Genomic DNA, 24,067 nt, shown 5'->3' with positions numbered 1-24,067 from the left:
CTCCTACAAAAACTGTTTCACAGTTTGATCAACACCGACTTCAACTCGGTGTAATGCTCGATCGCCGCATACCCCATCTCACGCCCGACCCCGGACATCTTGTAGCCGCCGAACGGCAGCGCCGGGTCCAGGGCGCTGTGGCAGTTGACCCACACCGACCCGGACTTGATCCGTGGAATCATCCGGTGCACCGCCGCCAGGTCGTTGGACCAGATGCTCGCGCCCAATCCATACGGACTGTCGTTGGCCATGCGCAGGGCATCGGCCTCGTCATCGAACGGGATGGCCACCAGCACCGGCCCGAAGATTTCTTCCTGCACCAGTGAGTGCTTCTGATCGACGTCGACAATCACCGTCGGCTTGACGAAGAACCCCGGGCCGAACTGCTCACCACCGCAGGCGATGGTCGCGCCGCTTTCCCGGCCCTTTTCGATGTAGCCGTAGACGCGCTCCTGCTGGCGCGCCGAGATCAACGGCCCCATGTCGACGCTCGGGTCCAGGCCGTTGCCGAGTTTCATGGCGTTGGCGATGCCAGCGATGTCCGCCACCACATTGTCGAAATGCTTGCGCTGCACATACAGCCTGGAACCTGCGCAGCAGACCTGGCCCTGGTTGAAGAAGATCGCGCTGGCGGCCCCGGCCGCGGCGGTTTTCAGGTCGGCGTCGGCCATGACGATGGTCGGCGATTTGCCGCCCAGCTCCAGGGTGACCCGGGTCATGGAATCCATGGCGATCTTGCCGATCTGCTTGCCCACGGCGGTGGAGCCGGTGAAGGTCAGCTTGTCCACCAGCGGGTTGTGGGTCAGGGCCGAACCTGCGGTGATGCCGGTACCGGTGACCACGTTGAACACGCCTTCGGGATAACCGGCCTCCAGCACCAGCTCGGCGAGTTTCAGCGCGGTCAGCGGGGTTTCGTCGGCGGGCTTGAGCACCACGGTACAACCGGTGGCCAGGGCCGGACCGAGTTTCCAGCAGGCCAGCAACAGCGGGAAGTTCCAGGCGACGATGGCGCCGACCACACCCACCGCTTCGCGTCGGATAAAACTGTGGAACTGGTCGTTGGGCATCAGCGGTGCCGACACGTCAACCGTAGAACCTTCGATCTTAGTCGCCCAACCGGCCATGTAGCGCAGGAAGTCGATGGCCAGTTGCACGTCCATCACCTGGGCCACCGCCGCGCTTTTACCGTTGTTCAGGCATTCCAGTTGCGCCAGCAGCTCGGCGTCGCGCTGCATCAGGTCGGCGAGTTTCCATAACAGATTCTGCCGCTCCCGGGGGCGGGTGCGGGTCCAGGCCGAATCGTCGAACGCCTGGCGGGCGGCGAGGACCGCACGGTCGATATCTTCCGGCGTTGCCCGTGGCACCACGCACAACACCTCACCGGTGGCCGGGTTGTGCAGGGGCATGGTCTGGCCATCGGCGGCCTCGACCCAGTCACCGCCGATGAGCATGCTCGGGGCACGCTGGATGAATGCCGAAGTGGCGGGAAGCAGGTTTGGGAGCGACATGATGAAACCTCGTCTTGTTCGTGTGGCGAGGTCATTCGCAACGGTTGTGCCAGTTATGTTTATTGGGAGGCAAGAGCCGGTTTAGCGGGGCTTGCGGGTTATGGACCCAAGTTGAAAAGGGGGAGCATGCGTCGCAAATTGCGACGCAGTGAGACGCCGGTGACGCATGGTGAAGTTCAAAAGATCGCAGCCTGCGGCAGCTCCTACAGAAGGAGCAACGTTCACCTGTAGGAGCTGCCGCAGGCTGCGATCCTTTGATCTTGATCCTATGCTTGTCTCAGGTTGAAACAGTTGTCGCGAAATTGAACGTGGAACGCAGACGACACGATTGGCAAAACACCGGATTTTATCGGCAAGTCATTGATTCAAGGAAATATTCATAAGCTGGCACGCTCCGTGTATTGCTCATCGCAGACGTTTCTCTTGCCTCCGTCAGCGGTTCACCGCCGACGGCAGAAACCATAAAAACGATAAGCCACAACAATAAGAACGCACCGTGCGAGGTTCGACGTTGATGAAGAGAAAACTCCGATCAGGCATGAGCGCCAGCCTGCTGGCCGTAGCCGCTTGTGTAGCGCTGCATTCGCCTCATAGCCTGGCAGCCCGCGACGCCCAGACCATCCTCAAGGAAACCTGTCAGGGCTGTCACACCCCCGAAGCCGATAACGCCCTGAGCCGTATCAGCCACCAGCGCAAAACGCCGGAAGGCTGGTTGATGAGCATCGCCCGGATGCAGACCATGCACGGTTTGCAGATCAGCGATGAAGACCGCCGGACGCTGGTCAAATACCTGGCCGATACCCAGGGCCTTGCGCCGAGCGAAACCGACGGCGTGCGCTATGCGCTGGAGCGGCGACTCAACACCGTCGAACACTTCGACGACCAAACCAGCCAGATGTGCGGCCGCTGCCACTCCGGTGCGCGGGTCGCCCTGCAACGGCGTCCGGCCCAGGAGTGGGAGCGCTTGGTGAACTTCCACCTCGGCCAATGGCCGTCACTGGAGTACCAGGCGCTGTCCCGTGACCGCGACTGGTTCGATCTGGCCCGTAAAGAAATGGTGCCGTTGCTGGCCAAGCGTTATCCGCTGGATAACCCGGCCTGGAAAAAATGGCAGGGCGTGGCGCCGAAAAGCGAGGCGCTGGTGGGCGACTGGAGCTTCAGCGGGCACTTGCCCGGCAAGGGCGAACTGGCCGGTGTGATGAGCGTGACCGCCGATGGCAGCGACACTTTCAAGGTCAGCGTCAAAGGCCAATACGCCGACGGCACGCCGTTCAATGGCGACGGCAGCGCGATTCTCTACACCGGCTATGAATGGCGCGGCAACGTGACGATCGACGGCGTGATCATGCGCCAGGTGTTCGCCGCCCAAGGCAATGCGATGCAGGGCCGGATGTTCGAGGCCGAGCACGATGAGCGCGGTCTGGACTTCGTCGCCGCCAAACAGGGCTCCCAGCGGTTGCTGGCGGTGCAGCCGGGCTATGTGAAGGCCGGCAGCGAAACCGAAGTCACCCTGATCGGCAGCGGCCTGACCGGCAAGCCGGACTTCGGCAAAGGCGTGGAAGTGCTCGAAGTGGTCGAGCAAAGCCCCGAGCGGATCAAGGTCAAGCTCAAGGCGACGGCCAATGCCCAGCCGGGCGTGCGCGCGGTCAGTGTCGGCACGCTGAAAGGCCCGAGCCTGTCGGTGTACAGCAAGATCGCCTCGGTCAAGGTGGTGCCGGAATTCTCGGTGGCACGGATCGGCGAGGGCGGTGGTTCGACGCCGAAAGTCCAGGGCCGTTTTGACGCCGAAGCCTGGGGCAAGGGCTCCGACGGCAAGCCATATCGCATCGGCGTGTTCCCGGCGCAGTGGAAGGTCGAAGCCTTCGACGACCGCGCCAAGGAAGACGAAGACGTCAAGTTTGCCGGCACCATGCAGGCCGACACCGGCGTGTTCACCCCGGGCGATGCCGGGCCGAACCCGGCGCGCAAGATGTCCACCAACAATGCCGGCAACCTTAAGGTGATCGCCGCCGTCGACGACGCAGGGCAATCCCTGACCGGCGAAGGCCACATGATCGTCACCGTGCAACGCTGGAACAATCCACCGATTCCATGAGTTGGCTGTCCTTGGCTTAACACAGCTTCAAGGCTACAGACACTTTTTGGAATGACCGCAAGCCCCGCCAAGCGGGGCCTGCACAGGAGGTTGGTTATGGGCGCCATATTGAATCTGGTCGAACGCAACCTGCACGAAGTGCAGGTCGATGCCGACCGCATGCTGTTTCACATCCCCAGCAGTTCGCTGTTCGCCAGCGATGAACTGACGGGCACCATCATCGACACCTTGCGTGGGCCCGGTTGTTCCTCGGACGACCTGATCCAGCGCCTGGCCGCGCGTTTCAGCGGCGAGGAAATCACCGAGACCCTGCGCGAGCTGATGGCCCTGGAACTGGTCAGCGACGGTTCGCCGCTGACTCCGGACATCGCCACCAAGCGCGTCGAGCGCACGGCGATCAATACCGTGGTGCTCAACGTCAACACCGGCTGCAACCTGAGCTGCACCTACTGCTACAAGGAAGACCTCGACAAGCCGTCGGCGGGCAAGAAGATGGACGTCGAAACGGCGATCGCCTCGGTGGAAATGCTGCTGCGCGAGTCCCCGGACGAAGAGCGTTTCACCGTGGTGTTCTTCGGCGGCGAACCGCTGAGCAACCGCAAGCTGATCGAGTACATGGTCGACTACTGTGAGAAGCGTTTCCGCGAGGCGGGCAAGTTCGTCGAGTTCGTCATGACCACCAACGCCACGCTGCTCACCGAAGAAACCGTGGACTACCTCAACGCCCACCGCTTTGGTTTGTCAGTGAGCATCGACGGGCCAAAAACCGTGCACGACCGCAACCGCATCACCGTGGGCGGGCAGGGCACGTACGACGTGGTGCGGCGCAAGGCCGAGATGCTGCTGTCGCGCTACAACAGCCGTCCGGTTGGTGCTCGCGTAACCCTGACCACCGGCGTGACCGATGTTGAAACCATCTGGGATCACCTGTTCAACGAACTGGGTTTTGCCGAAGTCGGCTTTGCCCCGGTGACCTCCGGCGACATCAGCAGCTTCAACCTCACCAGCGATGAACTGGTGCAGGTGTTCGCCAACATGAAGGCCCTCGGTCGACGCTATCTGGAAGCGGCGCTGGAGCACCGCAACATCGGTTTCTCCAACCTGCACCAGCTCATCACCGACATCCACGAAGGCCACAAGAAAGCCCTGCCGTGCGGCGCGGGCCTGAAGATGCTGGCGGTGGATCACAAAGGCGAGCTGAACCTGTGCCACCGCTTTACCGGTTCGAGCCTGCCGACCTTCGGCAACGTCCACAGCGGTGTGAAGCAGGTGGAGTTGAACGACTTCCTGTCCCAGCGCCTGGACCGCACCAACACCGGCTGCGAGGACTGCCAGATCCGCAACCTGTGTTCCGGCGGCTGCTACCACGAGAGCTACGCCCGCTACGGCGATCCGACCCACCCGACCTATCACTACTGCGAACTGATGCGTGACTGGGTCGACTTCGGCATCGAGGTCTACACCCGGATCATGGCCAATAACCCTGCGTTCATCAGCAGTTACATCACTCCGCGCAAGGCTCACTGATATGAAACATCTCAAGGCAATCAATAACAAAGCGTTGAAGCTGGATCAGGCCGCGGACGAGAACCGCATTGAAGAAGTGGTGGCCATGAGCTCCGTGGCGGGCTGTGCCTCAACCACCGATCCGGGCTGGGAAATCGATGCGTTTGGCGGCGTGTCGTCGCTGTGCCAGCCGATGGAAGCCGACCTCTACGGTTGCTCCGACCCCTGCTGGTGGCCGGCCCAGGTGCCCGACATGATGAGCACCTACCCGGACTGGAACAAGGATGCCCAGGCGTCCAACGAAAACTGGCGCAACCTCGGCACTGTCTTCCCCAAAGACAAGTGATCACAGAAGAAGGATTCCAGCATGCGTAATATCAAAGCCTGCGGCCTGGCCGCGTTCGCCGTTCTGAGCAGCTGTTCGGTCAGTGTTCTGGCCGATGAAAACACCGCACTGCAAGATGGTCACGAGTACATGTTGACCACCAACTACCCGAACAACCTGCACGTGATCGACCTGGCCACCGACACCCTGTTCAAGACCTGCAAGATGCCCGATGCCTTCGGCCCCGGCACCGTGCAATTGTCGCCGGACCGCAAGACCGCCTACGTGCTGAACAATCACTATGCGGACGTCTACGGTGTCGAACTGGACAACTGCAAGCAGGTGTTCCACGCCAGCATCGCCCAGAAGCCGGGGGAAAAAGCGCGCTCGATGTTCGCCTTCACCCTCAGCCACGACGGCAAGGAGCTGTACACCGTCGCCAACCCGACGCTGATGATGAACGATCGCTACGAAGTGCAGCAGCCGCGGCTCGACGTGTACAAGACCGACGCCGGCATGGACGCCAAGCCTGTGCGCAGTTTCCCGGCGCCGCGCCAGCTGACCATCATGCAGAGCGGTGACGACGGCACGCTGTACGTGGCCGGGGCGGACGTCTACAAGGTCAATGTACAGACCGGCAAGTTCGACGTGCTGATCCCCAGCCGCCACTGGAAGCGCCCGAATTACAGCGCGCCGGACGTGCTCTACGTGTGGAACCAGCAGACGTACCGGCATGACTTCTCGCTGCTGTACACCGCGGCGAAGTTCAAGGACAAGAAACAGGACCCGGCCACCGCCGAATACCTGTACGGCCTGTTCAGTGTCGACCTGAAGACCGGCAAGACCGAAACCACCGACTTCGGGCCCTTGACCGAAATCTACTTCAGCGGCATGCGCTCGCCCAAGGACCCGAACCTGATGTTCGGCGTGCTCAACCGCCTGGCCAAGTACGACATCAAACAGAAGAAGATGCTCCAGTCCGCCACGCTCGATCACTCGTACTACTGCATTTCCTTCAACAAGGACGGCAGCAAGATCTACCTGGCGGGAACCTTCAACGACGTGGCGATCTTTGATGCCGACAGCCTCAAGCAAACGGGCAGCATCAAGCTGCCGGGCGGGGACATGGCGATTACCACGGCGCAGATTTTTGTCCGGTAATTGCGGCGCCTGAACTGACGCCTTCGCGGGCAAGCCCGCTCCCACAGTGGATATGCAGTGTGATCACTATCGTGTGAACACCCCTGAACCCTGTGGGAGCGGGCTTGCCCGCGAAGAGGCCCTCAAAAACACCGCAAAAACAGCAAAAATCAAACCCCCGGCACCGGACAACTCAAATCCCCCTCCTGACACTTCAAGTACTGCTTGAACGTCTGAACCCGTGCCTTGGTCAGCTCCGTGGTGCAGTTGCCGTAGATCAGCGGATACACACTCCCGCCTTCCACCCCGGACGCCGAGAACCTGCACTCGGCATCGCGGAACGCCACCCACGCCCGCTGCGCGCCCACCAACTGCTTCTTGCCGTCCGGGTTGCTCTTGAGCCGCGAAGTGATCTGCTGGTACAGCGCATTCAATTCCTTGTCGGCGGCCGCATGCTGTTGCGCCTCGCACTGGTTCATCGTCGCCTGGTCGCTGGCGTTTTCGCAGTCCACGGCGAACGCCATGGAGGTGAACAACAGGGGCGTCAGTGCCAAGAGTAAGCGTGGGTTCATGCTGGAGTGCTCGTTGTGACCGAAAGAGAGGTGCAGTGTAGCGCCGAGAGACACAGGCAACTGCCGCGCAGGTTGTTCATGTCGCTATCCTTTTCGATGCTGTTTCGAGACGGAACGTTAGCCGTTTCGCCCTCTGACTTTGCGATTGCCCCAGAACTTATCCGCGCAAATGCGACCGAATATCTCAGGCGTGGTTGATTGCATATTCCCATTGGTACAACTTTAAAGTTGGTCTTGTGGTCTTACTGACCTACTGTTCAAGTACAGGAGGTGACTTATGAACCCAGCATCTGATCGCATCGAAAGGAAAGTCCTGCTCAAGGCCAAGCGTTCGCAGGTCTGGCGTGTGCTGGCCAATGCCGAAATGTTCGGACAGTGGTTTGGCGTGGCGCTGGAGGGCAAGCGCTTTGTGGCAGGCGAGTGGACCCAGGGGCAGATTACCTATCCCGGTTATGAGCATTTGCGCTGGAATGTACTGGTAGAGCGGGTCGAGCCGGAGCGACTGTTTTCGTTTCGCTGGCACCCGTATGCCGTGAACCCTGAAGTCGATTACTCCCAGGAACCCACCACCCTGGTGAAATTCGAACTCGAAGACATGGACGAAGGCACGTTGCTCAAGGTCTCCGAGTCCGGTTTCGATCACGTTCCCCAGGCCCGTCGCGAAAAGGCTTTCCGCATGGACAGTCGCGGTTGGGAAGAGCAAATGAACAATATCGAGCAGTTTTTGATCGACAATGCCAAGTCCCACGAACAACTGAGTGGCTGAAGCTGGCTCGAAACCTGAGGCGTCCAGGGGTTTTCGGAAGGTGGTTTATAGCGAATGTCTTACACGCGATGGTAGTGATATCGTCTGTTACAAATTGGATCCGAAGCGTAATCTGGCCTTACCCACTGAAGCACAGGATGTGCTCAGGATCATGGATGATCGACCATATGCAAGGAACGCTACGACAAGGAGTCGTCATGGTCTTGGAAAAACCCGCTTCGGCGGGTTTTTTTGTGGGTGCGTGAAAACATCGTGGCGGCAGGCACCGGGTTCCCGCCGCCATTTTTTCACTGTCGGTCGAGTTTCGCCGCCGCGCGCTCGGTGATCTGCGCCCGCAGTTTCAACGAGCCGGCAGCCCGCTGGCGAGCCTCCTCCAGCACGCTGGCCGGGGCCGTCTCCGGGCTGCCCGCGGTAAATGGCGGGGCTGGGGCGTATTCCAGTTGCAATTGCACCAGCTCGGCGGTGGCCTGGTCGAACAGCTCGGCGGCCAGGGTCAGGGCGAAGTCGATACCGGCGGTGATGCCACCACCGGTCAGCAGATTGCCGTCGCGAACTACCCGGTCTTGCACCGCAATTGCACCCAGTGGCTTGAGCAGTTCGTGATACGCCCAGTGAGTGGTGGCGCGTTTGCCCTTGAGCAATCCCGCCGCGCCCAGCACCAGCGAGCCGGTGCACACCGACGTGACGTACCGGGCGTTGGCGGCCTGGGCCTTGAGAAAGTCCAGGGTCTGGTCATCTTCCATCAAGGGGCCGACGCCGCTGCCACCGGGCACGCAGATCACGTCCAGTGCCGGGCAATCGTCGAAAGTGGTGGTCGGTTTCAACAGCAGGCCGGTGCTGGCGGTGACCGGCATCAGGTCTTTCCAGATCAGATGCACTTTCACATCCGGCAGCGAGGCCAGTACGTCGTAAGGGCCGGTCAGGTCCAGTTGCTGCACCTGAGGAAACAACAGAAAACCGATCTGCAACGTCATGGTGTTTTTCTCGTGAAGTGGGTGGACGGTTTGACTTTAGGCTCGTAGGCTTTGGCGTATACGCCAATATCCCCACGAATTACGCCAAATGTCGAAAACCATCCATGTGCTCGCTTTCGCCAACGTGCAATTGCTCGACGTCACCGGGCCGTTGCAGGTCTTCGCTTCGGCCAACGACATTGCCCGCCAGCAAGGCCTGCCACCACCCTATGCACCGACAGTGATTGTCAGCGGCGGCGGGGCGGTGATGTCGTCGGCGGGGTTGGCGCTGTTGGCCGAACCATTACCGGAAGAGGGCACCGATACCCTGATCATCGCCGGTGGCTGGGGTGTCTACGCAGCGGCCGTAGATGCGCCGTTGGTCGCCTGGGTGCGCGAACATGCCCATGGCTGCCGGCGGGTTGCCTCGGTGTGCACCGGTGCGTTCCTGCTGGCGGCCAGCGGCTGGCTCGACGGCCGGCGCGTGGTCACCCACTGGACCCGTTGCGAGCAATTGGCGCAGCAGCACCCGCAACTGCACGTCGAGCCCAACCCGATCTTCATTAACGACGGCCCGGTCTGGACCTCGGCCGGGGTGACCGCCGGCATCGACCTGGCGTTGGCCATGGTCGAACAAGATCTGGGGCGCACCATGGCCCTGGAAGTCGCCCGGCAACTGGTGGTGTTTCTCAAGCGTCCGGGTGGCCAGTCGCAATTCAGCGTGACCCTGTCACTGCAACAGGAAGGCAACCGTTTCGACGAACTTCACGCCTGGATCAGCGAAAACCTGACCCACGACCTGGGCATCCCGACCCTGGCCTTGCAGGCCGGCATGAGCGAACGCAGCTTCGTGCGCCACTACCGCGCCGACACCGGCCAGACCCCGGCCCGGGCCATCGAACTGATCCGCGTCGAAACCGCGCGGCGTTTGCTCAGCGATACCGGCGTGCCGATCAAACGGGTGGCGGTGCAATGCGGCTTCGGCAGCGAAGAAACCCTGCGCCGCAGCTTCCTGCGGGCCATGGGCGTGACGCCACAGGCTTATCGGGAGCGGTTTTCGGTTAGTGTTGCAGTAGATCCGGTGTCCGGTTCACGTCAGGCTTCAGCTTCCGCCAGCTGATTGAAATACTTCGCCCGATCTGGCGTAAACGTCACCACCATCCCGGTTCGCGAGCAAGTCAGCGCCCGCTCTTCGCTCAAATCAACATCCAGATCTTCCCCACGCAACCCTTGCCACTGTGCGAGGTATTTAAGGGAGCCATATTTTTCGAGTTTCTTCAGGCTGCGGCTGACGCCACCTTTCCAGCCCAGTACCGGCAGCTCGCCGGCGAGGCACTGTCGGGCGAGGTCGGGGAAGCGGGCGGCGCGTTGGCGGCCGACTTCCCAGCATTTGATCAGGCCCTTGTCACCGGCCTCCCAGAGCTCTTCGCGGTTCAAACCGGTTCGGAGCGGGGAGTCGATGCTGCGTTGGATGCGTTGGGTCATTCTGGTTCCTTGAATTCGGGTGGTTCTGGACAGCTCCGCTGTACCCGTAGAGCAAGGATGTTAGGTGGGGATGTAACAGCTTGCAACAGGGTATTTGCGGGTTTTTGCAAGCTGTTTTGTTTAAGAAACGTAGGACTCGGATTGCACAAGATTTGTAGTGTTAAGGCTGCCAAACAACCTTCTCCCCACTCAACCTCCTATCCAGAAAGCACGCCGCACTGATCAGCGCCAGATGGGTCAATGCCTGCGGTGTGTTGCCCATGTGCCGCCCATGGCTGTCGAATTCTTCGGCATACAGCCCCAGCGGGTTGGCGTACCTGAGCAGTTGTTCGAACTCCAGGTGGGCCTTGTCGAGCTGGCCGGCGCGGGCCAGGCATTCGACGTACCAGAACGAGCACGCGGCGAAGGCGCCTTCGCTGCCGGGCAGGCCGTCGATCTGGCTGTCGTCGTTGCGGTAGCGGTAGACCATGCCGTCGCGCACCAGGCTCTTTTCGATGGCTTCCAGGGTCGCCAGCCAGCGCGGGTCGCGGGCGCTGACGAAACGCACCAGCGGCATCAGCAGCATCGAACCGTCCAGGCCGGTGCCGCCGATGTGCTGGACGAAATGCCCGCGCTCTTGATTCCAGAAGTTCTCCCAGATGTCGGCGTAGATCGCCTGGCGGGTCTGGTCCCAACGCGCGAAGGGGGCCGGCAGCGAGCGTTTTGAAGCAAGGCGGATGGCGCGGTCCAGGGCGACCCAGCACATCAGCCGTGAATGCAGGAAATGATATTGCGCGCCGCGCATCTCCCAGATGCCGACATCCTTCTGCTCCCAGGTTTCACAGACCTGATCGACCACCTCCACCGTGTGTTTCCAGCCTTCATGGGAGATGGCTTCGCCGTATTTGTTGACCAGGTAAATTGCGTCCATCAGCTCGCCAAAGATATCGAGCTGGACTTGTTCGTAAGCCTGATTGCCGATGCGCACCGGTTGTGCGCCACCATGCCCAGACAGGTGCGCCAGCTCGATCTCCGGCAGCTCCTGGCGACCGTCGATGGCGTACAGGATATTGAGTTTCATCGGCTTGCCCTGGCAGTCGCTGACCCGACCGCGCAACCAGCGCATATAGGCGTTGGCCTCTTCGACGAAGCCCAGGCGCATGAACGCATAGACGGTGAACGAGGCGTCGCGGATCCAGGTGAAGCGATAGTCCCAGTTACGTGTGCCACCCGGGCTTTCCGGCAGGCCGAAGGTGGCGGCGGCGAGAATGGCGCCGTGTTTGCGCGAGGTCAGCAGCTTCATCGCCAGGGCCGAGCGGTTGACCATTTCGCGCCAGCGGCCGCGGTAGTTGGACTGGCCGATCCAGTCGCGCCAGAACTTCAGGGTGCGCTCCAGGCACAGTTGCGCGGCACCTTCCTTGAAGCGCGGATCGTCGAGGGCGCCTAGCAGGAATTGACCGGTCTGGTCTTGTTCGAGGGTGAAATCGGCGATCGCCACGTTGGCGTCGATGCGTAATGCCTGATCCGAAGCGAGCCGCAGAGTCGGTTGGTCGGCAGCTTCAAACACCACATCCTGTTTGTTCTGGCGTGCGCGAGTGTGGGCGCGGGCGTAGTCATGGCGCACGGCGCAGCGCATGTGGAAGGTGGCGCGGCCGCTGACCACACGGATCCGCCGCATCAGCAGCGGCAGGTCATCCTCGGTGTCACCGACCGGTAGCAGGTCGGTGACTTCGACCACGGCGCGATCACTGAGCCAGCGGGTCAGCAACACATTGGTGTCGGGCAGGTAGATTTGTTCGCGGCGGGCGTCGGGCAAGTCCGGCGCCAACTGGAAAATTCCGGCTTCGGGGGTGTCCAGCAGCGAACAGAAGATCGACGGGCTGTCGAACTCCGGCCAGCAGAAAAAATCCACGCTGCCCTTGTCGTTGACCAGCGCCGCGCTGCGCATGTCGCCGATGATGCCGTGGGCGTCGATGGGGCGTTGGCGTTCGGGGGGATCAACCATTGTCGCGAAACTCCGGGAACCGGGGGCCTAAATAGCTGACTGGTTTGGGTGGCCGAGAGTTCATTTGGCGAAGGGTGTGAGTTGTCTGTTCTGACCCCATCGCGAGCAAGCTCGCTCCCACAGTTGACTGGTGTACGCCGGCCATTGTGGGAGCGAGCTTGCTCGCGATGGGGCCTTCACATTCAACCAACAAATTGCTGCTTCCCCCGCAATCAGCCGTTATGGCAACGTGCAGTCCCCTGATGAGACCCGTCCCATGGCCAACCCCTATCGCGAGTTGTTCAAAGCCCCTGGCAGTGGCGCCTTCGTGCTGGCCGCAATGATCGCGCGCATGCCGATTTCCATGACCGGCATCGGCCTGATCACCATGCTTTCGCAGGTGCAGGGTGGCTACGCAATGGCCGGCGCGGTGGCGGCTACGTTCGCCCTGGCCACGGCCTTTTGTGCGCCGCAGGTTTCGCGGCTGGTGGATCGCTATGGCCAGGGGCGGATTCTGCCGGTGGCGGCGTTGCTGGGCGGTGGGGCACTGTTGCTGCTGTTGCTGTGCACGCGATTGCAGGCGCCGCACTGGACGCTGTTTTTCTTCGCCGCGCTGGCCGGTTGCATGCCGAGCATGTCGGCGATGGTCCGTGCGCGCTGGACCGAGGTGTATCGCGGCCGCCCCGAGTTGCAGACCGCCTACGCCCTGGAGTCGGTGCTGGACGAAGTCTGCTTCATCGTCGGGCCGCCGCTGTCGGTGGGGTTGTGTGTGGTGGCATTTCCCGAGGCCGGTCCGCTGGCGGCCTTGCTGGCGCTGGCCATCGGCGTCACCGCGTTCGTCTTGCAGCGCAGCACGGAGCCGCCGGTGCATCCCCATGAAGAACATCATCAGGGCTCGATCATCCGCTCTCGCGACATTCAGTTGCTGATGCTGTTGATGGTGGCCATGGGCACCATCGTCGGCGTGGTCGACGTGGTCAGCGTCGCCTTCGCCCAGCAGCAGGGTCAACCGGCGGCGGCGAGCATCGTGCTGTCGGTGTATGCCATCGGCTCGTGCCTGGCCGGGTTGGCGTTCGGCGCATTGCGCTCGAAAGTGCCGCTGGCGCGCCTGTTTCTGTACGGCGGGGTAGCGACGGCGGTGACCACCTTGCCGTTGCTGCTGGCGACGAACATTTTCGGCTTGTCCCTGGCGGTGTTTGTCGCCGGCCTGTTTTTCGCCCCGACGCTGATTGTCGCCATGGCCCTGGTGGAGCAGATCGTGCCGCCGGCCAAACTCACCGAAGGCCTGACCTGGCTGGTGACCGGCCTGAGCATCGGCGTGGCGATCGGCGCCGCCGGTTCCGGCTGGCTGGTGGACGCCTTCGGTGCGCGCAGCGGGTTCTGGCTGGCGATTGCGGCGGGGGCGGTGGTGCTCGGTTCGGCGATTCCGAGTTATCGCCATCTGAAATGAAGATTTACCTATGGGTTATTCGTATGGCTAATTCTTTGGGCTCCTCGTCCGTTCTCCAAACAGACAACTTTCGAGGAAAGCCCGGTGACCCCGCTGACATTGCTGTGCCTGCCCTATTCGGGCGCGAGTGCCATGGTCTATAGCCGTTGGCGGCGCAAACTGCCGCAGTGGCTCACGCTGCAACCGGTGGAACTGCCGGGGCGTGGCGCGCGGTACGGCGAGCCCTTGCACACCGACATGCGCCGCCTGGCGCTGCAATTGGCCCAGGAACAAAAAACCACGCTCAAGGCGCCATACGCATTGTTCGGCCACAGCATGGGCGCGTTGCTGGCCTGCGAGATGGCCCATGCGTTTCGCTCGCTGGGCTGCCCGGAGCCGGTAGCGCTGTTCGCCTCGGGCACCGCCGCACCGACCCTGCGCGCCGACTACGACCGGGGCTTCGCCCAGCCCAAGACCGACGCCGAACTGATCGAGCAACTGCGCACCCTCAACGGCACCAGCGAAGAGATCCTGGCCAACGAAGAGTTGATGAGCCTGACCCTGCCGGTGCTGCGTGCGGACTTCCTGCTCTGTGGGCGTTTCGCGCCAATTCAACGCCCCTTGCTCAAGTGCCCGGTGCATGTTCTCGGTGGCAAGAGCGATCGCGCCAGCGCCGAACAGTTGATCGGCTGGAGCCAGGAAACCCGTGGCAGTTTTTCGGTGGACATGCTGGCTGGCGGGCACTTCTTCATCCATGAGCAGGAAGCCAAGGTCCTGCGGGTGATCAAGGATCAGCTTGAGGTGCATCATCGGCGGCTTTCCATGGCTGCCGTGGGTTAACACCACTCTCAAATTTCACCCGATCCCTGTGGGAGCGGGCCTGCCGCGATGACGGCGGCACATTCAGCATTCATGTGACTGACACTCCGCCATCGCGAGCAAGCTCGCTCCCACAGGTTTTTCATTGTTCTGTATTGCGCGTTTCACCTTCCGCCTGATCCGCTAATTTTTCCCGCCTGCATTCGTTTTATAGGCACGACGCGCCTTTGCGCCTGCTGCCTACTGATGCGGATGCCGATAGATGAATGCTGAAGACTCCTTGAAACTTGCTCGCCGGTTTATCGGGTTGCCCCTGGAAAAGCGTCAGATGTTCCTTGCGGCCTTGCACAAGGAGGGCGTGGATTTCGCCCGTTTCCCGATTCCCGCCGGCATCGAGGCCGAGGATCGCCAGGCACTGTCGTACGCCCAGCAACGCATGTGGTTTCTCTGGCAACTGGATCCCCACAGCGGCGCCTACAACCTGCCGGGCGCGGTGCGGTTAACCGGTCGCCTGAACCTGCCGGCGCTGGAGCAGGCGTTCGCCAGCCTGGTGGCGCGGCATGAAACCCTGCGCACGGTGTTCGCCCGTCAGGCCGATGACAGCTTGCTGCAAGTGCCGGCCGCTGCGCCGCTGGTCATCGAGCAGGTGGATTTCAGCGAATTACCTGCCAATGAGCGCGAACGTGCCGTGGCTGAAACCGCCGAGCAGCAATCGGTACTGCCGTTCGATCTGTCGACCGGTCCGCTGCTGCGGGTGACCTTGCTCAAGCTCGCCGAACAACAGCACGTGCTGTTGCTGACCCTGCACCACATCGTCTCTGACGGCTGGTCGATGAACGTGCTGATCGACGAATTCATCCGCTGCTACGACGCCTTCGATGCGGGCGCGCAACCGCAGTTGGCAGCGTTGCCGATCCAGTACAGCGACTACGCCCTATGGCAGCGCCGCTGGCTGGAGGCGGGCGAGCAGGCGCGGCAACTGGCGTATTGGCAGGCGCAGTTGGGTGACGAACACCCGGTGCTGGAGTTGCCCCTAAACCATTCGCGCCCGGCGATGCCGAGCTATCGCGGCACCCGCTACGAATTCGCGGTCGAGGCACAACTGGCGGAGCGCCTGCGCAGCACCGCACAGAAGCACAACATCACCCTGTTCATGCTGTTGCTCGGCGCCTTCAACGCTTTGCTCCATCGCTACACCGGGCAAACCGACATCCGCGTCGGCGTGCCCATCGCCAACCGCAACCGCGCGGAAATCGAAGGCCTGATCGGCTTCTTCGTCAACACCCAGGTGCTGCGCACGCAACTGGACGGCCAGACCCGGGTCGATGACCTGCTGCGCGCCATCAAGGAAACCGCCCTCGGCGCCCAGGCCCATCAGGACCTGCCATTCGAGCGTCTGGTCGAGGCGCTGAAACTGGAACGCAGCCTCAGCCACACGCCGCTGTTCCAGGTGATGTACAACCACCAGCCGCACGTGGCCGACATGGCCTCGGTCAGCACCGCGTCCGGTCTGGAGCTGGGCAGCATTGACTGGCAAAGCCGCACCACCCAGTTCGACCTGACCCTCGACACCTGGGAGAAGGGCGGCAAGCTGCACGCCGCGCTGACCTACGCCAGCGACCTGTTCGAGGCCGATACCATTGCGCGCATGGCCGGGCACTGGACGCGCCTGTTGCAGGCGATTGTCGACGACTCGACGCAAAGAGTCGGCGAGTTGCCGATGCTGACCGCGGATGAGCAGCAAGTGCTGGTGCAGGACTGGAACCGCACCGCCGAGACCTATCCGGTCGAGCAGTGCCTGCACCAGTTCATTCAGGCCCAGGCCCGACGCACCCCCGACGCGCCGGCGCTGGTGTTTGGCGAGCGTCAGCTCAGCTACGGGCAACTCGACGCTCGCAGCAATCAACTGGCGCACTGCTTGCGCGAGCAGGGCGTCGGCCCGGATGTGCTGGTGGGGATCTGCGTCGAGCGTTCGCTGGAAATGGTCATCGGCCTGCTGGCGATTCACAAGGCCGGTGGTGCCTACGTACCGCTGGACCCGGAGTACCCGGCCGAGCGCCTGGCCTACATGATCGAAGACAGTGCGATTGGCTTGCTGCTCAGCCAAAGCAGCTTGGTCGACGTACTGCCCACCGAGGGCGTCAAGGTCATCGCCCTGGATCAGGAGCACAACTGGCTCGACGGATACAGCGAAACCTGTCCGCAGGTCGACGTGCATCCGTTGAACCTGGCCTACGTGATCTACACCTCCGGTTCCACCGGCAAGCCCAAAGGCGCCGGCAACAGTCACGGAGCTCTGGTCAACCGCTTGTGCTGGATGCAACAGGCTTACGGGCTGGATGGCAGCGACTCGGTGTTGCAGAAAACCCCGTTCAGTTTCGACGTGTCGGTGTGGGAGTTCTTCTGGCCGCTGATGACCGGTGCGCGGCTGGTGGTGGCGCCGCCGGGGGCACATCGCGAACCGGCGCAGTTGATCCGCCTGATCGAAGACCAGGGCATCAGTACACTGCACTTTGTGCCATCAATGCTTCAGGCGTTCATCCACGAACCGGGCGTCGAGGCTTGCACCGGCCTCAAGCGCATCGTCTGCAGCGGTGAGGCCTTGCCGCTGGATGCGCAATTGCAGGTGTTCAAAAAGCTGCCGGGCGCCGGGTTGTACAACCTGTACGGCCCGACCGAGGCGGCCATCGACGTCACCCACTGGACCTGCATCGACGAAGGCGCCGACAGCGTGCCCATCGGCCGGCCCATCGCCAACCTGCGCACCCATGTGCTGGATGCGCAATTGCTCCCGGTTCCGGCCGGCGTGGCGGGGGAGTTGTACCTCGGCGGCGCCGGGCTGGCGCGCAGCTATCACCGGCGTCCGGCGCTCAGCGCCGAGCGTTTCGTGCCGTGCCCCTTCGATGATGGCGCGCGCTTGTACCGCACCGGCGACCGCGTGCGCCAGCGCGCCGACGGTGTGATCGAATACCTCGGACGCCTCGACCATCAAGTCAAATTGCGCGGCCTGCGCATCGAGCTGGGGGAAATCGAGACTCGCCTGATGCAGCATGCGCTGGTGCGCGAGGCCGTGGTGCTGGTGCAGGGCGGCAAGCAGCTGGTGGCGTATCTGGTGCTGGAAAATACCGACACCGACCCGCAGTGGCCGCAAACCCTCAAGGCCTGGCTGCTCGGCAGCCTGCCGGAATACATGGTGCCCACCTACCTGATGCCGCTGCATGCCTTGCCGGTGACCGCCAATGGCAAGCTCGACCGCAAGGCCTTGCCGCCACCCGACGCCGTGCCGCAACAGGCATTCGTTGCGCCGCTGGATGCGATGCAGATCGCGCTGGCGCAGATCTGGCAGGACGTATTGGGCGCAGAACCCGTGGGCCTCGAAGACAACTTCTTCGAACTTGGCGGCGACTCGATCATTTCCATCCAGGTGGTCAGCCGCGCCCGCCAGGCTGGCATTCGCCTCAGCCCGCGGGACCTGTTCCAGTACCAGACCGTGCGCAGCCTGGCATTGGTCGCGACGTTCGACAGCCGCAGCAACATCGATCAAGGCCCGGTCAGTGGCGAAGTGATCCTGACCCCGGCGCAGCATTACTTCTTCGAACAGGCCATCGCCCAGCGCCGGCACTGGAATCAGTCGCTGCTGCTGACGCCCCGGGAAGCGCTGAATCCGCAAGTGTTGGAACAGGCGTTGGTTACCGTCATCAACCACCACGACGCCTTGCGCCTGCGCTTCATTGCCGGTGACGAAGGCTGGCAGCAGCGCCATGCAGCGCCAGTCGAGTCAGCTGGATTGTGGCCGCGTCGGGCGTCTTCGGCCGAAGCCATGACCGCCCTGTGCGATGAAGCGCAACGCAGCCTTGATCTGGCCGACGGGCCGCTGCTGCGTGCCTTGCTGGTCAGTCTCGACGACGGCAGCCAGCGCCTGCTGCTGGTGGTTCATCACCTGGTCGTGGACGGGGTGTCGTGGCGGGTGTTGCTCGAAGACCTGCAACAGGCTTACCGGCAAGTGGCGCTGCCCGAGAAAACCAGCGCCTACCAAACCTGGGCCGCGCACCTGCAACAGCACGCCCAAACACTCAGTGAGCAGTTGCCGTACTGGCAGGCGCAAATGGCCGATGCCCGGGACCTGCCGTGTGACAACCCCCGGGGCAGCATGCAGCAGCGCCACGGACACAAGATCGAATCGAAACTTGACGCCGAGTTAACCCAACGTCTGCTGCAACAAGCCCCGGCGGCCTATCGCACCCAGGTCAATGATCTGTTGCTCACGGCGCTGGCGCGGGTCATCCGTCGCTGGAGCGGGCAGGGCTCGACGCTGATCCAGCTGGAAGGCCACGGCCGCGAAGACCTGTCCGCCGACCTCGACCTGAGCCGCACCGTCGGCTGGTTCACCAGCCTGTTTCCAGTGCGCCTGCAACCCGAGGCCGAAGTAGAAAGTTCGATCAAGTCGATCAAGGAGCAACTGCGCGCCATTCCCGGCAAAGGCCTGGGCTACGGCTTGCTGCGCTACCTCGGCGAACCGGTGCAGCGTCAGGCCCTGCAAGACTTGCCGGCGCCACGGATCACCTTCAACTACTTGGGGCAGTTCGACCGTCAGTTCGACAACGCCGCGCTGTTCGTCCCGGCCCCGGAAAGCGGCGGCCAGGCCCAGGGCGACGATGCGCCGCTGGCCAACTGGCTGACCGTGGAAGGCCAGGTCTATGGCGGGCAGCTCTCGCTGCAATGGGGCTTCAGCCGTGACCTGTTTGCCGATTCCACCGTGCAACGACTGGCCGATGCCTACACCGAAGAACTCAAGACGCTGATCGAGCATTGCTGCGCGACAACGGCAGGCCAGGTCACGCCATCGGACTTCCCGCTGGCGCGCATCACCCAGGCACAACTCGATGCCTTGCCTGTTGCGGCGCCGGCCATCGAGGATGTTTACCCGCTGACGCCGATGCAGCAGGGCATGCTGTTCCACACCCTGTACGAACCCCAGGCCGAGGCCTACATCAATCAACTGCGCCTGGATATTCAGGGCCTTGAAATCGTGGCGTTCGGCCGGGCCTGGCAGGCGGCGATCAATCGCCACGACATCCTGCGCAGCAGCTTCCACTGGTTGGGGCTCGAGTGCGCGCATCAGGTGATTCATCGCCAGATCGACCTGCAACTGCAAGTGGTCGAAGCGGCCGACATCGACCTCGATGCACTGGCCGCCGAGGAGCGCAGCCGTGGCTTCGAACTCGGCGCCGCGCCGTTGTTCCGCCTGCTGCTGGTACGTCGGGGCAGTGAAGACTGGCACCTGATATACACCAGCCATCACATCCTCATGGACGGCTGGAGCAACGCTCAGTTGCTTGGCGAAGTGATCCAGCACTATGCCGGCCAGACGTTGGCCAGGCCGTTGGGGCAATACCGCGACTACCTGCGCTGGATTCAACAGCAGCCGCTGCTGGCCGCCGAACAGTTCTGGAAACAGGCGCTGACGCCGCTGGAAACACCGACGCTGCTGGCGCAAGCCTTGCCGGCGCCCGCCGAAGGGCGCGGCATGGACGAACATCAATTGACCCTTGAAAGCGCCACGCTACAGCACCTGAGCGATTTCGCCCGCCAGCAGAAAATCACCCTCAACACCTTGCTGCAAGGTGCCTGGGGCCTGCTGTTGCAGCGCTACACCGGCCAGTCCTGTGTGGCCTTCGGCGCGACGATTGCCGGACGCTCCGCGCCGTTGCCGGGCATCGAGCAGCAGTTGGGGCTGTTCATCAACACCCTGCCGATCATCGCCGCGCCCCAGGCCGGGCAGTCGGTGGCCCAGTGGCTCAACGACCTGCAAGCCCTGAACCTGAGCCTGCGCGAGTTCGAACACGTGCCGCTGTACGATATTCAGGGCTGGGCCGGGCAACAGGGGGCGCTGTTCGACAGCCTGCTGGTGTTCGAGAACTTCCCGGTGGCCGCAGCCCTCAAGCAAGGAGCGCCGGCGGGCCTGACCTTCGGCGCGCTGCACAATCACGAAATCACCAGCTACCCACTGACCCTCGGCATCGAAGTCGGCGCCACGTTGCGACTGGATTTCAGTTTCGACCGCTCCCGGTTCAGTGCTGCGCAGATCAGCCAGTTGGGCGCCAGCCTGCTGCATGTGCTGGCGCAATTTGTTGCCCAGCCACAACAGGCGCTCGGTGCCGTCAGCCTGCTGGATGCTCAGGTCCAAGCCCGGGTAATACGCGGCTCGCGTCCACCGGTGCCACAACTGGACAGTCCGTTGCTGGCCCATCAGCGCTTCGAGCAACAAGCGGCCCGCACCCCCGATGCGCTGGCGGTGATGCTCGGTGACGAACGCCTGACCTACGCCCAACTCAATGCCCAGGCCAACCAGCTCGCCCATCGCCTGCGCGCCCAGGGTGTGGCGCCGGGGCAGCGGGTGGGGCTGTCGGTGCGGCGCAATGCGCAGATGATCGTCAGCCTGATGGCGATCCTCAAGTCCGGCGCCGGTTATGTGCCGCTGGACCCGGATTACCCGGCCGAGCGCCTGGCCTACATGATCGAAGACAGCGGCATGGACCTGCTGCTGGCGCAACCGGGTCTGCTGGCCGATGTAGCACTGCCGCAAGGGTTGCCGCGCCTGGCGCTGGAGCCGGGCGCAGCCGCCGGGTATTGCACCGACAACCCGGTCAACCTCGCCAGCGCCGAAGACCTCGCCTATCTGATCTACACCTCCGGCTCCACCGGACGGCCGAAAGGCGTGTGCCTGGCCCATGCCGCGCTGCGCGAGTTTTGCGTGATCGCGGCGGACTATTCACAACTCACCGCGCAAGACCGCGTGCTGCAATTCGCCACGTTCAGCTTCGATGGCTTTGTCGAGCAGTGCTACCCGTCATTGTGCGTGGGCGCGGCGCTGGTGATGCGCGGCGATGAGTTGTGGGACACCGACACCCTCTACCGCCAGATCATCGAACAGGGCGTGACCCTGGCGGATTTGCCGGCGGCGTACTGGTTTCTGCTGGCTCAGGAGTGGGCCGCGCAACCGCAGCGGGACAAGGGGCGCTTGCGCCAGGTCCACGTCGGCGGCGAAGCCATGTCGCTGGAAGGCCTGAAGCTGTGGCACGCCGCCGGTTTGGGCGATGTGCGCCTGCTCAACACCTACGGGCCGACCGAAGCCACGGTGGTGTCCAGCACCCATGAGTGCACGCTGGTCGATACCCGCAATCTGATTGGCGTGCCCATCGGCAAGGCCCTGCCGGGTCGCGCACTGTATGTGCTGGACAGCGAAGGCCACCTGCTGCCGACCGGTTGCGTCGGCGAATTGTGCATCGGCGGCGACGACGGCCTTGCCCAGCGCTATCACCAGCGACCGGGCTTGAGCGCCGAACGTTTCATTGCCGATCCGTTTTCCACCACGCCGGGGGCGCGGCTGTATCGCAGCGGCGACCTGGCGCGCTATCGCGAGGATGGTGCGCTGGAGTACCTGGGGCGCATCGATCATCAGGTGAAAATCCGTGGTTTCCGGGTCGAACTGGGTGAGCTGGAAGCGCATCTGCAAGGCCTGCCGATGATCAGCGAAGCCGCGGTGTTGGTGCATGAAGGCGTCGGCGGCAAGCAATTGATCGGCTACGTGGTGCCGGCCGATGCCGGGCTGCTGGCGGCGGATGCGCGTCAGCTCACCGACACCGTACGCCGCGCCTTGGGCGAGCGCCTGCCGGACTACATGCTGCCGGCGCAACTGGTGTTGCTGGCTGCATTGCCGCTCAACCGCAACGGCAAACTCGATCGCGCCGCGTTGCCGGCCCCGCAGGTCTGGGAGGCCGAAGTCGGTAGTGCGCCGCAAGGCGAGCTGGAAATCGAACTGGCACAGATCTGGCGGCAGGTGTTGCAGGTCAGTCGTGTCGACCGGGAAAACAGCTTCTTCGAACTGGGCGGGCACTCGTTGCTGGCGACGCAGATCGTCTCGCAGATCCGCCAGCGCCTGGGCTTGTCGGTGAGCTTGCGCAGCCTGTTCGAGCATCCGCGCCTCGAGGGCTTCGCCGCTCAGGTGCAGGCGCTGCAACACAGCTGTGAACGCCCGGCGCTGGTGGCGGACACCAGCGGCGAACGCCGGCCGTTGTCCTTTGCCCAGCAGCGCCTGTGGTTCCTCTGGAACCTGGAGCCGGACAGTTCGATGTACAACATGCCCGGTGCCTTGCGCCTGCGGGGCGAGTTGAACCTTGACGCCCTGCGCCAGACCTTCGAAACCCTGGTGCAGCGTCACGGCGTGTTGCGCACCACGTTCTATGAAGAAGACGGCCAGACCTGGCAACGGGTGCATGCGCAACTGCCGTTGAGTTTTGTCGACAGCGACCTGCGGCATCGGCCGGCGCCGGACGTCGAAGCGCAGCAACTGGCCCGCGAGGAAGTCTCCCGGCCATTCGACCTGCGCCACGGTCCGTTGCTGCGGGTGCGGGTGCTGCGGGTCGCGGATGACGAGCATGTGCTGTTGCTGACGGTGCATCACATCGTCGCCGATGACTGGTCGTTCCGCGTGCTGATCAATGAATTCGTCACGCTCTATCCAACCCTCAACCGTGGCCAGACCCCGCAACTGCCAGCGCACAGCGTGCAGTACGCCGACTTCGCCAAATGGCAGCGCCAGTGGCTGGAGCAGGGCGGCGAGTTGCAGCGCCAACTCGACTACTGGCAGCAGCGCCTTGCCGAGCCCCAGGCGGTGCTGGAGTTGCCTGCCGATGGCGACCGGCGCAGGACACAAGAAGGTGCCAGCGCCCATTTCACCTTCAGCGGCGAACTCAGCCAGCAGCTGCGCGACTTTGCCCAACAGCGCGATCTGTCGCTGTTCATGCTGCTGCTGGCCGGTTTCACCCTGGTCCTGCGCCAGCGTACCGAGGTCGGTCGGGTGCGCATCGGCACCGATATCGCCAACCGAAATCAAGCCGAGCTTGAAGAAATGGTCGGCTTCTTCGTTAACCAATTAGTACTGCAAGTGGAGGTCGATGCCGAGCAGTCGGCGGCGCAGTTGCTGGAGGCCTGTCGTCGGGCGGTGCTGGAGGCTTCGGACCATCAGGACTTGCCGTTCGAGCGCCTGGTGGAAGCCATGCGCCTGCCGCGCCGGGCCGGCCGTTCGCCGCTGTTCGACATCAAGCTGATCTACCAGGAAGGCGTTGCTCGCCTGCCGTCGATGGAAGGCCTGCAGATCGAGGACTTCCCGTCCGGGCGCCAGGCCGCCGAGATCGGCATGGTCGCCGCGTTCTACAACGATGCCGAACACATTCACCTGAGTTTCGAAACGCCGGTGGGCCAGTACCTGCCGAGCACGCTGGAGTCCTTGTTCGAGCAGATCCGGGCGGTACTCGAAGCGCTGATACGCGCTGACGGAGTGCAGGTCGGTGAGTTGCTGGACCTGGCGACCGACGTGCAACGCCGTGCCGATGCGCGCTTGAACGAGCAACGCAAGGCCTTGCTCGGCGGCGCCATGGCGATCAAGCGTCGCTCGGCGAACCGCGGCGCAGCGGCAGCGAAAACAGCGGCGGACTGATTCAGTC

At 63.0% G+C, this 24,067-nt stretch carries 14 protein-coding genes; 9 read left to right on the top strand and 5 right to left on the bottom strand.

Annotation, left to right across the window (positions count from 1 at the left end):
* Positions 1–17: 17 nt before the first annotated feature.
* On the bottom strand, positions 18–1,508 hold the full coding sequence (locus AB4O40_RS08700) for an aldehyde dehydrogenase family protein (RefSeq protein WP_460160145.1): 1,491 nt from the start codon (positions 1,506–1,508) through the stop codon (positions 18–20).
* A 514-nt stretch (positions 1,509–2,022) separates the two neighbouring features.
* Here AB4O40_RS08700 and peaA point away from each other — a divergent pair.
* From peaA to peaD, 4 genes are all read left to right on the top strand, one after another.
* Positions 2,023–3,603, top strand: a complete 1,581-nt coding sequence (peaA, locus tag AB4O40_RS08695; RefSeq protein ID WP_223541893.1) for a quinohemoprotein amine dehydrogenase subunit alpha — start codon at positions 2,023–2,025, stop codon at positions 3,601–3,603.
* 96 nt (positions 3,604–3,699) lie between these two features.
* Complete coding sequence (gene peaB, locus AB4O40_RS08690) at positions 3,700–5,130, top strand: quinohemoprotein amine dehydrogenase maturation protein (RefSeq protein WP_056722678.1); 1,431 nt, start codon at positions 3,700–3,702, stop codon at positions 5,128–5,130.
* 1 nt (position 5,131) lies between these two features.
* On the top strand, positions 5,132–5,455 hold the full coding sequence (gene qhpC / locus AB4O40_RS08685; protein WP_007971075.1) for a quinohemoprotein amine dehydrogenase subunit gamma: 324 nt from the start codon (positions 5,132–5,134) through the stop codon (positions 5,453–5,455).
* A 21-nt stretch (positions 5,456–5,476) separates the two neighbouring features.
* Positions 5,477–6,595, top strand: a complete 1,119-nt coding sequence (gene peaD, locus AB4O40_RS08680; RefSeq protein ID WP_223541891.1) for a quinohemoprotein amine dehydrogenase subunit beta — start codon at positions 5,477–5,479, stop codon at positions 6,593–6,595.
* A 149-nt stretch (positions 6,596–6,744) separates the two neighbouring features.
* Here the strand turns inward: peaD and AB4O40_RS08675 are convergent, their stop codons facing one another.
* Entirely contained in the window at positions 6,745–7,146 is a 402-nt protein-coding gene (locus AB4O40_RS08675) for a lysozyme inhibitor LprI family protein (protein WP_460054954.1), read from the bottom strand.
* A gap of 277 nt (positions 7,147–7,423) precedes the next feature.
* Here AB4O40_RS08675 and AB4O40_RS08670 point away from each other — a divergent pair, with 277 nt between their 5' ends.
* Positions 7,424–7,912: an SRPBCC family protein gene (locus AB4O40_RS08670; protein ID WP_409079192.1), complete on the top strand. Its 489-nt coding sequence runs from the start codon at positions 7,424–7,426 to the stop codon at positions 7,910–7,912.
* 287 nt (positions 7,913–8,199) lie between these two features.
* Here AB4O40_RS08670 and inhA read toward each other — a convergent pair whose 3' ends face one another.
* A complete protein-coding gene (gene inhA / locus AB4O40_RS08665) occupies positions 8,200–8,886 on the bottom strand; it encodes an isonitrile hydratase (protein ID WP_056722670.1) in 687 nt (228 codons plus the stop codon).
* Between the two features lie 88 nt (positions 8,887–8,974).
* On the opposite strand from inhA, the gene AB4O40_RS08660 reads away from it, so the two are divergent.
* Positions 8,975–9,985, top strand: coding sequence for a GlxA family transcriptional regulator (locus tag AB4O40_RS08660; RefSeq protein WP_460154695.1), 1,011 nt, complete (start codon positions 8,975–8,977; stop codon positions 9,983–9,985).
* Here AB4O40_RS08660 and AB4O40_RS08655 read toward each other — a convergent pair.
* Positions 9,961–10,350, bottom strand: coding sequence for a hypothetical protein (locus AB4O40_RS08655; protein WP_223541888.1), 390 nt, complete (start codon positions 10,348–10,350; stop codon positions 9,961–9,963). The genes AB4O40_RS08660 and AB4O40_RS08655 overlap by 25 nt on opposite strands.
* Positions 10,351–10,510: 160 nt before the next feature.
* The gene (locus AB4O40_RS08650; protein WP_409079190.1) at positions 10,511–12,334 is read right to left on the bottom strand and encodes a glycoside hydrolase family 15 protein; all 1,824 of its coding nucleotides are present in this window, start codon (positions 12,332–12,334) and stop codon (positions 10,511–10,513) included.
* Positions 12,335–12,590: 256 nt separating this feature from the next.
* On the opposite strand from AB4O40_RS08650, the gene AB4O40_RS08645 reads away from it, so the two are divergent.
* From AB4O40_RS08645 to AB4O40_RS08635, 3 genes are all read left to right on the top strand, one after another.
* Positions 12,591–13,763 carry an MFS transporter gene (locus tag AB4O40_RS08645; RefSeq protein ID WP_414912842.1) on the top strand — a complete coding sequence of 391 codons (1,173 nt, stop codon included), beginning with the start codon at positions 12,591–12,593 and terminating at the stop codon, positions 13,761–13,763.
* Positions 13,764–13,847: 84 nt separating this feature from the next.
* Positions 13,848–14,582 (top strand): thioesterase II family protein, encoded by a 735-nt coding sequence (locus tag AB4O40_RS08640; protein ID WP_409079188.1) that lies wholly within the window; start codon positions 13,848–13,850, stop codon positions 14,580–14,582.
* Between the two features lie 241 nt (positions 14,583–14,823).
* Positions 14,824–24,060, top strand: coding sequence for an amino acid adenylation domain-containing protein (locus AB4O40_RS08635; protein WP_460054962.1), 9,237 nt, complete (start codon positions 14,824–14,826; stop codon positions 24,058–24,060).
* Positions 24,061–24,067: the final 7 nt, after the last annotated feature.

It is taken from the genome of Pseudomonas sp. S2_F07 (assembly GCF_054668325.1).
This window is presented reverse-complemented; position numbering and strand designations above follow the sequence as displayed.

Bases quoted from the DNA above. Each gene is read 5' to 3' on its own strand.
- AB4O40_RS08700 (WP_460160145.1), bottom strand. From the start codon at position 1,508: ATGTCGCTCCCAAACCTGCTTCCCGCCACTTCGGCATTCATCCAGCGT.
- peaA (WP_223541893.1), top strand. From the start codon at position 2,023: ATGAAGAGAAAACTCCGATCAGGCATGAGCGCCAGCCTGCTGGCCGTA.
- peaB (WP_056722678.1), top strand. From the start codon at position 3,700: ATGGGCGCCATATTGAATCTGGTCGAACGCAACCTGCACGAAGTGCAG.
- qhpC (WP_007971075.1), top strand. From the start codon at position 5,132: ATGAAACATCTCAAGGCAATCAATAACAAAGCGTTGAAGCTGGATCAG.
- peaD (WP_223541891.1), top strand. From the start codon at position 5,477: ATGCGTAATATCAAAGCCTGCGGCCTGGCCGCGTTCGCCGTTCTGAGC.
- AB4O40_RS08675 (WP_460054954.1), bottom strand. From the start codon at position 7,146: ATGAACCCACGCTTACTCTTGGCACTGACGCCCCTGTTGTTCACCTCC.
- AB4O40_RS08670 (WP_409079192.1), top strand. From the start codon at position 7,424: ATGAACCCAGCATCTGATCGCATCGAAAGGAAAGTCCTGCTCAAGGCC.
- inhA (WP_056722670.1), bottom strand. From the start codon at position 8,886: ATGACGTTGCAGATCGGTTTTCTGTTGTTTCCTCAGGTGCAGCAACTG.
- AB4O40_RS08660 (WP_460154695.1), top strand. From the start codon at position 8,975: ATGTCGAAAACCATCCATGTGCTCGCTTTCGCCAACGTGCAATTGCTC.
- AB4O40_RS08655 (WP_223541888.1), bottom strand. From the start codon at position 10,350: ATGACCCAACGCATCCAACGCAGCATCGACTCCCCGCTCCGAACCGGT.
- AB4O40_RS08650 (WP_409079190.1), bottom strand. From the start codon at position 12,334: ATGGTTGATCCCCCCGAACGCCAACGCCCCATCGACGCCCACGGCATC.
- AB4O40_RS08645 (WP_414912842.1), top strand. From the start codon at position 12,591: ATGGCCAACCCCTATCGCGAGTTGTTCAAAGCCCCTGGCAGTGGCGCC.
- AB4O40_RS08635 (WP_460054962.1), top strand. From the start codon at position 14,824: ATGAATGCTGAAGACTCCTTGAAACTTGCTCGCCGGTTTATCGGGTTG.